At 43.7% G+C, this 15,210-nt stretch carries 12 protein-coding genes and 1 pseudogene; 5 read left to right on the forward strand and 8 right to left on the reverse strand.

Features of this window, described 5'->3' with window-relative positions; translation table 11 throughout:
• Positions 1 to 203 precede the first annotated feature (203 nt).
• Both KP803_RS01260 and KP803_RS01265 read left to right on the forward strand, forming a co-directional pair.
• Positions 204 to 467: a GrxA family glutaredoxin gene (locus KP803_RS01260; protein ID WP_248007016.1), complete on the forward strand. Its 264-nt coding sequence runs from the start codon at positions 204 to 206 to the stop codon at positions 465 to 467.
• Positions 468 to 636: 169 nt separating this feature from the next.
• A complete protein-coding gene (locus KP803_RS01265) occupies positions 637 to 2,319 on the forward strand; it encodes an aspartate:alanine antiporter (RefSeq protein ID WP_248007017.1) in 1,683 nt (560 codons plus the stop codon).
• Between the two features lie 82 nt (positions 2,320 to 2,401).
• Here the strand turns inward: KP803_RS01265 and fabV are convergent, their stop codons facing one another.
• From fabV to psrA, 3 genes are all read right to left on the reverse strand, one after another.
• Positions 2,402 to 3,604: an enoyl-ACP reductase FabV gene (gene fabV / locus KP803_RS01270; RefSeq protein ID WP_248007018.1), complete on the reverse strand. Its 1,203-nt coding sequence runs from the start codon at positions 3,602 to 3,604 to the stop codon at positions 2,402 to 2,404.
• A gap of 255 nt (positions 3,605 to 3,859) precedes the next feature.
• Complete coding sequence (locus KP803_RS01275) at positions 3,860 to 6,142, reverse strand: acyl-CoA dehydrogenase (RefSeq protein WP_248007019.1); 2,283 nt, start codon at positions 6,140 to 6,142, stop codon at positions 3,860 to 3,862.
• A gap of 79 nt (positions 6,143 to 6,221) precedes the next feature.
• Complete coding sequence (gene psrA, locus KP803_RS01280) at positions 6,222 to 6,848, reverse strand: TetR family transcriptional repressor PsrA (RefSeq protein ID WP_248007020.1); 627 nt, start codon at positions 6,846 to 6,848, stop codon at positions 6,222 to 6,224.
• A 445-nt stretch (positions 6,849 to 7,293) separates the two neighbouring features.
• Here psrA and KP803_RS01285 point away from each other — a divergent pair, with 445 nt between their 5' ends.
• Positions 7,294 to 8,202 carry a 1-aminocyclopropane-1-carboxylate deaminase/D-cysteine desulfhydrase gene (locus KP803_RS01285; RefSeq protein ID WP_248007353.1) on the forward strand — a complete coding sequence of 303 codons (909 nt, stop codon included), beginning with the start codon at positions 7,294 to 7,296 and terminating at the stop codon, positions 8,200 to 8,202.
• Positions 8,203 to 8,269: 67 nt separating this feature from the next.
• A complete protein-coding gene (locus KP803_RS01290) occupies positions 8,270 to 8,506 on the forward strand; it encodes a DUF1496 domain-containing protein (protein ID WP_248007354.1) in 237 nt (78 codons plus the stop codon).
• Positions 8,507 to 8,594: 88 nt separating this feature from the next.
• Here the strand turns inward: KP803_RS01290 and fruA are convergent, their stop codons facing one another.
• From fruA to fruB, 4 genes and pseudogenes are all read right to left on the reverse strand, one after another.
• Positions 8,595 to 10,064 carry a PTS fructose transporter subunit IIBC gene (fruA, locus tag KP803_RS01295; RefSeq protein WP_427916917.1) on the reverse strand — a complete coding sequence of 490 codons (1,470 nt, stop codon included), beginning with the start codon at positions 10,062 to 10,064 and terminating at the stop codon, positions 8,595 to 8,597.
• Between the two features lie 24 nt (positions 10,065 to 10,088).
• Positions 10,089 to 10,331: pseudogene (locus KP803_RS22000) on the reverse strand (PTS fructose transporter subunit IIB); the annotation flags it as partial.
• 38 nt (positions 10,332 to 10,369) lie between these two features.
• Positions 10,370 to 11,347 carry a 1-phosphofructokinase gene (gene pfkB / locus KP803_RS01300; RefSeq protein WP_248007022.1) on the reverse strand — a complete coding sequence of 326 codons (978 nt, stop codon included), beginning with the start codon at positions 11,345 to 11,347 and terminating at the stop codon, positions 10,370 to 10,372.
• Between the two features lie 3 nt (positions 11,348 to 11,350).
• Positions 11,351 to 12,523: a fused PTS fructose transporter subunit IIA/HPr protein gene (gene fruB / locus KP803_RS01305; RefSeq protein ID WP_248007023.1), complete on the reverse strand. Its 1,173-nt coding sequence runs from the start codon at positions 12,521 to 12,523 to the stop codon at positions 11,351 to 11,353.
• Between the two features lie 297 nt (positions 12,524 to 12,820).
• Between fruB and cra the strand changes: the two genes are divergently transcribed.
• Complete coding sequence (cra, locus tag KP803_RS01310) at positions 12,821 to 13,801, forward strand: catabolite repressor/activator (RefSeq protein WP_248007024.1); 981 nt, start codon at positions 12,821 to 12,823, stop codon at positions 13,799 to 13,801.
• A 113-nt stretch (positions 13,802 to 13,914) separates the two neighbouring features.
• On the opposite strand, the gene arsJ is transcribed toward cra, so the two are convergent.
• Positions 13,915 to 15,135 carry an organoarsenical effux MFS transporter ArsJ gene (arsJ, locus tag KP803_RS01315; protein WP_248007355.1) on the reverse strand — a complete coding sequence of 407 codons (1,221 nt, stop codon included), beginning with the start codon at positions 15,133 to 15,135 and terminating at the stop codon, positions 13,915 to 13,917.
• Positions 15,136 to 15,210: the final 75 nt, after the last annotated feature.

Here is a 15,210-nt window from a genome sequence, read left to right on the forward strand (position 1 = left end):
AAAGTAAGCGTTTTATGCGACACATCACGCTGTCTGTTTTAAACAAAACAGTAAACTGCGATGAAAAAGTAATCATTATTAACTTAAGCTATTAATTATAAGTCAAGATAGGTTACACCTATTAGAACAAGAGGTAATTGCTACTTTATTTCCACAATAGATTGGGGCATAGTTGCAGCTATCAGATTAAAGGAGAGAAAGTTATGTTCGTAGTTATTTTTGGTCGCCCAGCCTGCCCTTTTTGTGTTCGTGCTAAAGAACACGCAGAAACGCTAAAAGCTCAGCGTGATGACTTTAACTATCGCTATGTAGATATCCATGCTGAAGGTATTAGCAAAGCGGATTTAGAAAAAACGGTAGGCAAGCCAGTTGAAACTGTGCCACAAATTTTCGTCGACCAAGACCATATTGGCGGCTGTGATGACTTCGAAGCGTACGCAAAAGAACACTTAGGCTTATTCGCTTAATTAAACGGTTCATTTATTTAAAAACTTAACCTGCTCATGTGGCAGGTTTTGTTTTATTTGCCTTATGTGAACTAATTGCAAATTATAAAAAAACTCACTTATTTTTTGCATACGATCCGCTACAATTCGCCCCACTTAATCCCTTCTACTCTGGCAACAAGAGCCAATCGTGAATATAAACGTCATACAATTGCTTGAACAAAATCCAATCCTCCTCATTTTCGTCGCATTAGCGACTGGACTTGCCGTTGGAAAGATACGCTTAGGCGGATTTCAACTTGGAAGCTCTATCGGTGTATTAGTTACCTCACTTATATTAGGTCATCTCGGTTTTTATTTTAGCCCTGAGGCACTCACTATCGGCTTTATGCTGTTTATTTATTGTGTCGGAATTGAAGCAGGCCCCAACTTCTTTGGGATATTTTTCCGAGATGGAAAGCACTACTTTATCCTTAGCTTAGTTGTTCTCTCGAGCGCGTTAGGGATTACTTATTTAGCTAGCCACTACTTTGGTTTAGATTTTGGGCTTTCTGCCGGGATGATGGCGGGCGCATTAACGGCGACCCCTGTGCTTGTTGGTGCACAAGATGCACTGACGAGCGGGCTTGCTACCCTCCCTCGCAATATGGACTTAGGCCTTGTGATGGAAAGCCTCTCTGTTGGGTACGCAATGGCTTATTTGGTTGGCCTCATCAGTATGATTGCGTTTGCAAAGCTGCTACCAAAATTACAAAAACAGAATCTATCAGACTCCGCTCAGCAAATAGCAAAAGAACGAGGTATAGGCAGCTCAGGTCAGCGAAAAGTCTACTTGCCAATCATCCGAGCTTACAGAGCTGGCCCAGAGTTAATCGATTGGACAGATGGGAAAAACCTACGAGAGCTTGGTATTTATCGTCAAACAGGTTGCTATATTGAACGTATTCGTCGAAATGGCATTTTGGCCCATCCAGATGGTGACGCTATCTTACAGCAAGGTGATGAAATAGCATTAGTCGGCTTCCCAGACAGCCACGCCCGTCTAGACCCTAGTTTTAGAAATGGTAAAGAAGTATTCGACCGAAATTTACTCGATCTGAGAATTATTGAAGAAGAAATCGTTGTTAAAAGCGATAGCATGGTAGGAAAGCGGTTATCTGAACTTAACCTCTCTGAATTTGGCTGTTTCTTAAATCGTGTAGTAAGAGCACAAATAGAGATGCCAATGGATCTCGATATTGTTCTAGCCAAGGGCGATGTACTGCAAGTCAGTGGTGAAAAGAGCCGAGTACACGGTTTAGCTGAAAAAATCGGTTTTATCTCAATTCACAGTCAAATAGCCGATCTACTTGCGTTTTGTAGCTTCTTCATTCTGGGGCTAATGTTTGGTCTCATTACTATGACGTTTGGTCAGGTGTCATTTGGTCTTGGTAATGCGGTTGGATTACTGCTTTCAGGGATTACCCTTGGATTCTTAAGAGCCAACCACCCTACCTTTGGCTATGTGCCACAAGGTGCCCTTAACATGGTCAAAGACTTGGGCTTAATGATCTTTATGGTGGGTATCGGCCTGAGTGCGGGTGGGAAGATGTTTGAACACTTAACCCAAGTGGGCGCACAAGTCATTGGCCTAGCATTTATTGTGAGTGTTGTACCTGTTGTATTGGCCTATTTAGTTGGTGCCTATGTGCTAAAAATGAACAGAGCCCTTCTGTTTGGCGCTATCATTGGTGCGAGAACCTGTGCACCAGCTATGGATATTGTAAACGACTACGCTAAATCGACGATTCCTGCGCTAGGCTATGCAGGTACTTACGCCATAGCGAATATTCTTATGACACTCGCTGGGACTATCTTGATCATTATTAGTTAAGAGTTGAATTAGTTTTGTCTCGAATATAAAAAAGGCGCTCTGTGAGCGCCTTTTTAGTAGCTATTCCTAATCATGGTAATGATTAGATAGCGATAATATCTGATTCAACCGCAGGGTTTACGTCAGCTTCGTAATCAACACCTTCGACACCAAAGCCGAATAGCTTCAAGAACTCTTCTTTGTACTCAACGTAATCAGTCAGCTCTTTTAGATTCTCAGAAGTCACTTGTGGCCATAGCTCACGACAGTGCTTTTGAATGTCTTCACGCAGTTCCCAGTCATCTAGGCGTAGGCGGTTCTTATCATCAACTTCTGCTGCGCTGCCATCTTCTTTGTATAGACGTTGGCTAAACATGCGATAGATTTGTTCCATACAACCTTCATGGACACCTTCTTCACGCATCTTCTTGAACACCATCGCGATGTAAAGAGGCATAACAGGAATCGCTGAGCTTGCTTGAGTCACTACTGACTTAAGTACCGCAACGTTCGCGCTGCCGCCTGTTGCTGAAAGTTTCGCGTTAAGCTCTGTTGCTGCGCGGTCTAGGTCCATTTTTGCTTTACCTAGTGCGCCATCCCAGTAGATTGGCCACGTTAACTCAGTACCAATGTAGCTATAAGCAACAGTCTTACAACCGTCTGCTAATACACCTGCATCAGAAAGAGCGTTAATCCAAAGTTCCCAGTCTTCTCCGCCCATCACGGTTACTGTGTCTTTGATCTCTTCTTCTGTTGCTGGTTCAACTGATGCTTCAATGATTTGGTCTTTGTTCGTATCAACAGCGGTTGCTGTGTACGTTTCGCCAATCGGCTTTAGAGATGAACGAATCAGTTCACCTGTTTCTGGTAGCTTACGAACTGGAGATGCCAATGAATAAACAACCATATCGATTTGGCCAAGATCTTCTTTGATCAGGTCAATCGCTTTTTGTTTAGCTTCGTTTGAGAACGCATCGCCATTAAGGCTTTTCGAGTACAGACCTTCTTCACGAGCTAGCTTGTCAAAAGCTGCTGCGTTATAGAAGCCCGCTGTACCTGTTTTTCTTTCAGTCCCTTCTTTTTCAAAGAAAACACCGATTGTAGAAGCACCACCGCCAAAAGCAGCCGCAACGCGAGAAGATAGACCGTAGCCACTTGAAGAACCAACCACCAATACACGTTTTGGTGCATTTTGAATTGGACCTTGCGCTTTAGTGTAGGCAATTTGTTCTTTTACATTTGCTTCACAGCCCACAGGGTGTGTTGTGGTACAGATAAATCCACGAATTCGAGGTTTGATGATCATATTCAAGTTCCTTAAAAAATCACCCGTAGAATAAAAGGTTCACGACCAAATCGCATCTAATTTCTGCAAATTTACCGAAAATAGACAAGTGGTTGGATCACTAAACGGTGATGCTGATTCAATTTTTTGCTCAATCGGAGATTCCTGACAGTTCACGCAATAAAAAGGGTCTCTATTATAGAGACCCTTTAAACATAAATAGTTCGTACTGCAATTTTACTGCGTACCTCAATTAAATATCATTGGCCTACGGAACTAGGCAACGCTATTTAACTTCGGTGCCAAGTTTTTCTGCGTTCGAACTTCACTGTAGTCGTGGCTAAAGTCGTCAACCTGAATCGCTTTATAGCGCAATCTGTCGGCTGCAATGATCGTATCCACCTCATCTTGAGTTAATACCTCTGCCGCCAGTGCTTGCTCTAAGCGAGTGTTCAGTGGCGCTTTTCTGACAACTTTACCTTCTTTTACCGCTTTATTGATTTTTCGCTCTAGGCTCTTAATGTCATACATCGCCAAAAACGCTTTCTCCATCAGGCCTACGCTGTCATCTTCACTGTCACCCACATAACAAAGGTGCGTTAAGCGATCTCGGCAAGCTCCCGGTGTCATGATACTTTCTGCTATTTTCACCGCTAGATCATCGCTGGGTTTATTGAAGTGATTACCTAATGGGAACACGAGCACTTTCAATAAACGCCCAACCATTTTCTGCGGGAAGTTACGATACGCTTCTTGCAATGACTTCGCACCTTGATGGAAACAGTGTTGAATTGCGTAGTGAACGTAATCTAAATCTTGCTGCTGACGGCCTTCATCTTCATACTTTTTGAGGACAGCTGACGCCATGTAAAGGTAGCTTAGCCCATCACCCAAACGCGCCGAGATCATCTCCTTACGTTTAAGATCACCACCAAGGGTTAGCATTGCAAAGTCTGCACTTACGGCTAGCGCTCGGCTCAATCGGGTTAAGTCTTTGTAGTAAACCTGAGTAGGTCCACTCATATCAGCTTTGATAAAACGAGAACCGGTTAATGCCGCGCCAAACGCCCCAAAGGTATTCCCTGTCGCGTGAGCGATGTGTTTAAACAGTAACTTATCAAACTCTTTTGCCCCTTCTTTCTCATCAGGGTTTCCTGCGGCTTCCATCTCTTTCAATACATAGGGATGACAGCGTGTGGCACCTTGACCGAAAATCATCAAGTTACGCGTTAAGATGTTTGCACCCTCTACGGTAATCGCTACTGGCACACCCAGATACGCCGAAGTCAGGTAATTCATTGGGCCTTCTTGGATCGCACGACCAGAGTGAATATCCATTGAGTCATTGAGAATGGTCCGCGCCATTTCCGTCATATGATATTTCGCAATCGCCGTGACAATGCCTGGCTTTTCTTTCATATCAAGAGAGGTCGTCGTTAATGTTCTAGTCGCCTCAAGCAAGTAAGTCATACCGCCAATTCGACCAAGCGATTCTGCAACCCCTTCAAACTTACCAATCGACATACCAAACTGCTTACGCACATACGCATAGGCACCTGTGGTTCGGGAAGTAAGGTGACCAATCGCAGTGCCCAGAGCTGGCAGTGAAATACCACGACCCGCTGATAGACACTCCACCAGCATTCTCCAGCCTTTACCTGCGTACTCTTGACCACCGATAAGCCATTCCATCGGAATAAACACATCATGACCACGAGTTGGACCGTTCATAAACGCGAGACCGATAGGGTCATGACGCTCACCGACTTGTACGCCTTCGTGAGATGTTGGAATGAGTGCACAAGTAATGCCTAGCTCTTTTTTGTCGCCAAGTAGCCCTTCTGGATCGTTCAATTTGAAAGCCAAACCTAGAACGGTTGATACAGGGGCTAAGGTGATATATCTCTTGTTCCAATTAAGACGAATACCAAGGACTTCTTTGCCTTCGTGAGTGCCATAACAAACGGTGCCTTGGTCAGGAATACCACCCGCATCAGATCCCGCTTCTGGGCCCGTTAAGGCAAAACATGGAATGTCAGTACCATCGGCTAGACGAGGTAGCCAATACTCTTTTTGATCTTGAGTTCCGTAGTGAGAGATAAGCTCACCGGGGCCAAGTGAGTTTGGAACCATTACCGTCACAGCCGCACTAATACTTCGTGTTGCAATGCGAGAGACGATGGTTGAATTTGCCAATGCCGAGAATTCGCGACCACCATACTGCTTGGAAATAATGAGTGAAAAGAAGCGTTCTTTTCTCAAAAAATCCCAGACTTCTTTTGGCAAATCTCGGTCTTTCTTAACGATCTGATAGTCATCAAGCATCGATAATAGTGTTTCTAGCTCATTATCCATGAACGCTTGTTCTTCATCCGTCAGGCTTGGCGCTGGGTATTGATGAAGTTTAGAAAAGTCAGGCTTACCAGAGAATAGCTCTCCATCCCACCACACACTTCCCGCTTCCATCGCTTCTTTTTCTGTGTCAGACAAGGGTGGTAGAACTTTCTTAAAAAACTTGAAAGCAGGGTCACTTACCCATTTTCTTCTTAGAGAGCACATATTCAGATCCTTTTGTTCACGTATTAGTGTGGTTTTATATTTATTATTTTGTTTCGTTTTTTATGTAACTTAAGTTTAGTCAATCCGCTGCGACGCCAGCTGATAAATAAGGGATAAGTAAGTCAACGACGGCTTTGGTATCCACTTTGTTACCAAAATCATTCTCTGCAATTTCAGCTAATGCTTGACTCGATGCTAAAGTAAATACACAAGTACCTAGCGTGAAGTGAAGACGCCAAAACAGCAGTTCTGGGGTTAAATTAGGATTCGCTTTTAAAATAGATTGAGTGAATAGCGACAATACATCTTGATAACGTGTCGTAATAAACCAGCGTAAGTGCCCTTGAACATCAGTGTACCCACGACCTATCAACAACATGAATTTCGCAGTTCCATCTGGCCTCACGCTATTAAGCGAACGCAGTGGCTGACGTAAAGATTCAAACACATCAGATACTTCAAAATGCTTTTGTTGATTCAAAGACTCTAAAGACTGTTTTAGCGCAGGCATAAAGGCTTCTAGGTAACGATCAAGTACCGCTCTCACTAACGTTTTCTTATCACCAAAGTGATAATTCACCGACGCTAAGTTTACTCCCGCCTTACTAGTTATCGTTCTTAACGACGTATCGTTAAAACCTTGCTCCGAAAAAAGCACTTCAGCCACATCGAGAATTTTATTTTTTGTATCGTTCTTGGCTGCCATTTCAATCGCTCGTATTAAACACCTGTTTGAAATATACGACTGACACACAAGATTAACAAGTGCTTAACATCACATTTATTAAACTTGGTCTGACCAGATGAATAGCATTGCCGCTAAGGCTCTGAAATTGAAGAAAATGGTATTTATTTGCTATTTTTTGAAAGAATTACGGAACTGTTTAGAAAAAGCCGTGTCCTATTAAGTGTAGAAAGTAGAGTTTTAAAAGTTTTTCTGGCCGTCAAACTTGTATTGTTACTACTCCTACAAATTAAGCTGCTTTTTCATATTAACTCCTATGTTTGTATCTGCCCAGAACCTGATTGTTCTGGGCTTTTTTTATTCTTTTTCCTACACTTCTGACAAAATGTTCGCTTACAAACATCAATTGGGCAAAGCCATATCTAAATTGATATAATCGAATGGTGTTTACTGTGTGAAGCCAATCATGATCCTCAATAACTCCCCTGTTACTCAGCATCGTTTTCAAGACATCGAATTCTTCCTTAAGCGTGATGATAAGCTCCACAGTCAGTTCAGTGGAAATAAAGCCAGAAAGTTCAAACAATTACTGAACATCGAAAACCCAGAGATTACGACCATTATTGGCTACGGTTCAGCTCAGGCAAACTCATTATACTCGCTTGCCTCTCTTGCTTGTATCAAAGGCTGGCAACTGGAGTTCTATGTTGATCACATTCCTAATTGGCTTAAAGAAAAACCAATTGGTAATTACCGAGGTGCACTCGATCTTGGTGCTAAGGTCATTGCCGTTAGTGAACTTTCCCTAGAGCCTATTCACCCAAAAGATTTTATTGAGACAATACGCAAGCCGAGTAATGATTGTATTCGTGTGCCAGAAGGAGGCCGCTTTTCCATGGCTGAATTTGGTGTTAGAGAGCTAGGTGAAGAGATCTTACATTGGACAAAGTATGAATCAGGTCAAGATTTTGTCGTCGCACTGCCATCGGGAACGGGAACGACGTCACTCTATTTAAACAAGGTTCTTAAGCCGCATGGTATCAATGTCGTTACATGTCCTTGTGTCGGTGGTGCTGACTACCTAACCGAACAATTTAATGAATTAGATGAAAACTCTCATCCTGAGATACTAACCTTAAAAGACAAACACCATTTTGGTCGGCTTTATCAAGAAGATTACGTTATCTGGAAACAGTTGTTGGAAGACACCTACGTGGAGTTCGATTTACTCTACGATCCAATGATGTGGCGCTGTCTACTTGAACATAAACATTACTTTGAAGGTAAGACGTTGATTTACGTTCATCAAGGCGGGATTTTAGGTAATGAGAGTATGCTACCTCGTTACCAACGTAAATGGGATCAAGCACACTGATTAAGCAAACAGATAGCAAGGGAATATTATGAAGTATTCATTCGTGGTTCTATTAGCCGCTGTAGCAATGCCATTAAGTGCTAACGTCGTTTCAACGTCGAATAAAGTGATTTCAACACCCGGCAAAGCAATCATTGGTGTGAATGCAGGGAGCATAGCTAAGCGAGTTTGTTACTACCAAGATCAAGCTTACTCACTAGGGTCGATTGTTCAAGTTGGTGAGCACTATATGGTCTGTAAAGAAGCGAACGACTTTGAAACCAATGGCGCGCTTAAATGGGTTCACCTTGAAACACCACAATAACAAAACAAAAAAAGCGCTACCGAAGTAACGCCGTGATGTAATTCTTTAGGGGGTATAGGAGGGATTACATCGAGTTAAATCTGATGTATTACGCGGTAGCGACTTCTTTCGCTTGCTCTCTTTGCTTCAAGAACGCATAACCAAAACCTGTTACCGCGGTGCCTGCCGCTATGGCGACTAGGTACATTAGAACAGGTGAGATTGCCCCAGGAATAAGTAGCACAAACAAACCACCATGCGGTGCCATTAACTGTGCACCAAATAACATTGATAGTGCCCCTGTTAAGGCGCCACCCGCCATACATGCTGGAATCACACGCATCGGATCTTTCGCTGCAAACGGAATCGCACCCTCAGAGATGAAGCACAGACCAAGTACGAATGACGCTTTACCAGCTTCACGTTCACCCGCTTCAAATTTATCTTTAGCAAGCCAAGTCGCAAGGCCCATACCTAGCGCAGGAACCATACCGGCGGCCATAATAGCAGCCATTGGAGCGTAGGTTTGCGATGCAAGTAAGCCAACACCGAATGTGTACGCTGCCTTGTTAATTGGACCACCGAGATCGAAACACATCATTGCACCTAGAATAATTCCAAGCAGAACAGCGTTCGTCGAGCCCATGTTGTTTAAGAAATCCGTCATTGCTGACATAATTCCGGAAACTGGCCCACCAACGATGTAAATCATCACAAGACCAGTAAACAAGCTCGCAATAAATGGAATAATTAAAATTGGTTTAAGCGCTTCCATTGACTGAGGAAGAGAGACTTTGTCTGCTATCAGCTTCGCTGAGTAACCTGCAATAAAACCTGCTGCGATACCACCTAAGAAACCTGCGCCTGTTGAACTCGCTAACATGCCACCAATTAAACCAGGTGCTAAACCTGGGCGGTCAGCAATTGAGAAAGCAATAAAACCAGCTAAAACAGGAATCATCAAAGCGAATGCGGAACCGCCACCAATCGTCATCAATGCCGCAGCTAACGTGCCTTCTTCTTGAAACGCTTCAATGCCAAAAATAAATGAGATAGCGATGATCAAACCGCCTGCTACGACAACCGGTAGCATGTGCGATACACCTGTCATTAGATGTTTGTATGCGCCTTTTTTCTCTTCGGCTGCACCAGATTGAGCTGTGTTGCCGCTGTGTTGATAAGGCGTGGCTTCAGCAAATGCTTTGTTGATTTCCTGCTCTGTCTTTTTCAGTGCGAGGCTTGTGCTTGTTTTATATAGTGCTTTGCCATTGAATCTATCAAGTGGTACTTCAATATCCGCCGCAATAATAACGAGATCAGCTTGTTCAATATCCTGCTCAGTCAATTGGTTCTTAGCACCCACCGAGCCGCGCGTTTCAACCTTGATATCATGGCCTAACCTAGCCGCTTCTTTCTCTAAGGCTTCAGCAGCCATAAAAGTATGCGCCACACCTGTTGGGCAAGCCGTAATAGCCACAATTTTTTTCACTGAGTCAGTGTTAGTTTCTTCCTGTAAGCTGATTGCATGCGCTGAGTTAAGCTCTGCTGCTTCGGCTGTTGCGGTGGTTAAAAATGCCACGGCATCTTGTGCGCACTGCGTGATACTAGCCTGATATACACGCTTACCAATAAAGCGAGTCGTATCAACAGGTGTATTTGCAGCAATCACCACAACATCAGCGTCCGCTATTTGCTGCTCAGTTAACGCAGGATTATCGATGACGCTTGAGTGGCACTCAATGGTCGCGGTGTGATTGAGTTCAGCGGCGGCTTTTTTTAATAAACCGGCAGCTATCACACTGTTGGCAACACCGCTTGGACAAGCGGTAATGATGGCAATATTCATAATGTTGACCCTTTTCCTTGTTGACCTATAGCACTTAGCTACTGGCTTATAATGTCTATCTGTGTCTGTTTTTGTAGAGTATGTAATTGTTCTAATGATGCTATTCCAACCCCCACCTGCGTGACTGCAAGTGCAGATAACGCCGTTGCGAATTGAAGTAAATCGGTTTTGTTCATCTCTTGCATGTGACCCCAGCACAAGCCAGCAACCAAAGTATCTCCAGCGCCAACCGTGCTTACGACCTCCATTTTTGGCGGCTTAGCTTGCAACCACTGGCCTTGGTTAAGCCACATCACGCCATCAGCGCCCATGGAAACCACAATATTCTCAACCTTATGCGCGAGTTCCTCTGCGGCTTGCTTACACGCACTTGCGTCGGTTTTTGGGATTTCCATCAATTGTGAAAGCTCTTCTTCATTAGGCTTAATAAGCCAAGGTTGCGCATCGACACCAACCATTAATGCGGTTCGACTGCTATCAAAAATTACTTTCTTATTGAGCGAACGAAGCTTCTTGATCCAAGAGGCACACAACTCAGCAGAGACGCCTGGCGGCAGGCTTCCAGCAAGGACAAAATAGTCATGAGCATCAGCAAGAGAGAGCAGCGTTTTTTCAAATTCAACTAAGGCGTTTTGAGTGACTTCTACACCAGGAAAGTTAATATCACTGACACTTCCTGAGTGCTCAACAAGCTTCACATTGATACGGGTAGAGCCAGAAACTCGGATGAATTTATCTGTCGCACCCAACTGCTCAAACAACTGACAAAACAGCTCTTGATTATCTGTTCCTAGAAAGCCTGTCACGGTCACATCAGCACCAAGCTCTGCAAGTACCTTGGCAACATTTACGCCTTTCCCTGCAGCGTGTAGTGAGCCTTTATCAACCAGGCTTACGCCGCCATTATTGATACAAGGAAGGTGCCCAGTTAAATCAAGCGCAGGGTTAAGCGTGATAGTGACCACTTTTGTTGTCTTATTGATTCCAGCGGTGTGAAATGTACTTTGATTGATCATTGATTAGCCCTCTCCTAAGCCAGATTCAATTGCCTTACCAATTGACTCAATCGCTTGTTTCGAGTCTTGACCATCTGCGGTGAACTTCAGGGTATAACCGTGCTTAACACCTAACGAGATAACCTTCATTAAGCTCTTAGCATTCACGGGCGCACTATCGCTATCAAGGTTTGATACCTGTATCGTTGATTCGAACTTTTTTGCTTCCGCGACAAGCATTGCACCTGGTCTTGCATGTAGCCCATGTGCATTCTTTATTTTAAATTCGCCGCGGCTAATTAGTCCGCTATCGCTGTCTTTAGAATCAGAACCGATTACAGCACTTGATTGAGTCTCTTTTGAACCGTTATTAGAAAATAGAGCGACTAACTGCTCTTCAGATTTTGAAAGAAGGGTTGCCAGTTGCTTGTTGAATACCAGCTCAGTCAGCGTTTCAAGCGCAGACTGGTGAAGTTGATTGCAAGCCGAAACAGCAATCAAAGCGTTCACTGGCGTGTTATCCATATTAAATGGTTGAGAGGTTGTCACCACAGAGATGGCCGTCTGCTTTACCGCACTTTCACTGCTGACTAACCACACCCCACTACCAAGGTGAGTCGGTGTTTTGTTTATCACGTTGGAAATAAACTCAGGTTCAACGCAATCTTGATTACGCAAGAGACCGCTTGCGACTGCGTTCATTTGGATCATATCGGTTGCTGGAAATTGAAGCTGAATATGAGCCGGGGAAATAGAAAGCTTGCTTTGCGCTTCACCATTTAAAATCGCAATCAGTTGCTCCTCAGTTTTCGCCTGTCGCAGTTGCTCTTCTACATCATCGCCAGAAAGCACATTAGTTAACTGCTTTAAAATGCCTAAATGCTCATCTGACTGCGCAGCGATCCCAATTGCGACATAGACCGTATTTTCATCTCCCCAGTTAATACCTTCTGGGAAATGATAGAGAGTAACACCAGTCTTACTCACTAAGTCTCGGGTTTGTGTCGTGCCATGGGGGATCGCAATACCATTCCCTAAATAGGTAGAGTTTTGCGCTTCACGAGCCAGCATACCTTCTACATAGCCACCTTTAACGTAGCCTTTCGCGGACAGATCGGAAGCGATCGATCGAATAGCCTCTGTTTTGTCGCTAAAAGACTGATTCAAAGTAATGTCGTTTGTTGTCAATGTGAGCATAACTGCTTGCCTCAATAGAAAGTGATAACGCTGAGCACACGATATCCAATAATGTTTTGCTTAAAAGCTGAAACGATTCAGCAATTAATTAAAAAAAACTAACAACGAAGTTACGCTACCTCGATGTCAGGAGAATAAACAGAAGGCTTAGGAAAAGATAAAAACTTATCAATATCTCTTTTTGTGAACCTTGCTGAATCCTTTCAGCTTTTATACTGAATCGATTCAGCGTATAATGCAAGCCATGATGATCGTCGGTTTTTATTTATATGATCAATGACACAAAAAGGATCAGAAATGACGTTAGATGAAATTGCCAAGCTAGCTGGCGTATCAAAGACCACAGCAAGCTATGTCATTAATGGCAAAGCACAAAAATACCGTATTTCACAAAAAACTCAGCAGAAGGTCATTGCGGTTGTTCAAGAACATAACTACCGTCCAGATCACGCAGCTTCTTCTTTACGTGCCGGTAATAGTCGCTCATTTGGCTTGATCATTCCTGATCTGGAGAACACCAGTTACGCACGTATTGCTAAAATTTTAGAGCAAAACTCTCGTAAAGCGGGCTACCAAATTTTGATCGGGTGCTCTGACGATGACCCAGAAACCGAAAAAAAAGTCACCGACGCTTTAGTATCACGCCGCATAGATGCTCTATTTGTAGCGAGCGCCCTACCCGATGCCAATGAATTTTATCTGGCAATTCAAAACTCTGGTACACCTGTCATTGCCATTGACCGACCTTTAGACGATGAATACTTCGCCTGTATTGTCAGTGAAGACTACAGCGCCGCCTTTGAACTTACTCAATCGGTGATTGATTCAAATACGAAAACTATTGGGCTTATCGGCGCACTCCCTGATTTAAATATTTCCAAAGAACGTCAACTAGGCTTTGAATCTGCAACAAAGAAGAGCAACATCAAAACGCTACATGCTTATGGTGAGCACTTTAATCGTCAAGATGGCTACGGGCAGATAGCTCATTGGGTTGAGTCAGATACTCTTCCTGATGCGATAGTGACGACGTCATATACTCTTTTGGAAGGCGTGCTTGATATGCTGTCTGAAAAACCAGAGCTGGTGAATAAAATCAAATTGGGGACATTTGGTGACAATCGCCTGCTAGACTTCTTACCATTTAAGATTAACTCTCTACCTCAACAGTTTGATTTGATCTGCGACAGCGCGTTAGAGCAGGCTCTTAACGCATCACAAAAACGCTACAACCCGGGAGTAGAATTAGTATCAAGGAAGATAATCATTCGGGCATGATTACCTCTACTTAATAGCATTCATTTTTAACTCTGTTTGTTTAAAATAAAAAAAAAAAGCAGCTCCCAGTATGTCACTAGGAGCGGCTAATCTACCTTGGAAAGTCTAAGCGACTAAGCGGTTTTGGCTTCGACTAATCTGGGCAGCTTTAATGAGATAACAGTAGTCAGGGCAAGGAAAGCAAAAGAGACCCATAAGCATGCGGCTAAACCTGCCATTTGGAACACCCACCCCGAAAGTATGGTTCCAATGAGTCTCCCCATCGCATTCGCCATATAGTAGAAGCCCACGTCTAAAGATACGCCATCCCCTTTTGCATAGCTTACGATAAGGTAAGAGTGCAATGATGAATTAACGGCAAATATGGCACCAAACAGCATCAAGCCACCAATGATCACCAACTCTGGTTGCCAATCAATTTGTACTGCATACGCGATTGCCGCAGTAACAATGGCGAGTGCAGCCGCCCATTTGAATGCAGCATTACCATCAGGTACTTTACCTTGCGCTTTACCCGTGATTTTCGGCGCTATGCCTTGAACAAAACCATACGCGATCGTCCAAATAGCAAGGAATCCACCGACCCATGAATGATCCCAACCAAAGACACTGCCTAAATAGATCGGCAACGCAATAACAAACCACACATCACGCGCACCAAACAGGAACATACGAGCAGCGGAAAGAATATTGATCGACTCTGATTTCGAAAACAACTCGCTAAACTTAGGTTTGCTTTTAGCCCTACCCATGTTCGCTTCCAAGCTCAATACGCTACCAATAAAGACTAAAGAAAGTACAGCCGCCATCGAGAGTACCGCATATTTGAAACCAATCAGTGAAAGTAGTAATCCGCCAACAAAGAACCCAGCCCCTTTAAGCGCATTTTTCGAACCAGTAAGAATGGCTATCCATTTATACAAGGCGCCCTGCTGCTCATCTGGCACTAATGTCTTGATGGAGCTTTTGGCACTCATCTTGTTGAGATCTTTTGCGATACCCGATAATGCTTGCGCCGCCATTACCCATGGAATCGTCAGCATTGCACTTGGTACGGCTAGCATGACAAGGGCAACGATTTGCATGCCTAAACCGAGGTTCATGGTCTTATTTAAGCCAAGACGCGCACCTAGCCATCCTCCGATAAGATTGGTTACCACACCAAAGAATTCATAGAAAAGAAACAGTGACGCTATCTCTAACGAACTGTAGCCAAGCCCATAGAAATGCAATACCACCAACATGCGTAACGCGCCGTCAGTGATCGTAAAGTTCCAGTAATTGAAGGTCACCAACATGTATTGGCGAACACTCTTACTTAAATTTGCGAACAAAGGGATAGAAAACATACCAAATCTCTACTTTTCAAACTAAAAGAGCTTTTGGTCTTACTACAAGAAAGCAAGATC

The sequence above is a fragment of the Vibrio amylolyticus genome (genome assembly GCF_023145695.1).
Taxonomy (GTDB): domain Bacteria; phylum Pseudomonadota; class Gammaproteobacteria; order Enterobacterales; family Vibrionaceae; genus Vibrio; species Vibrio amylolyticus.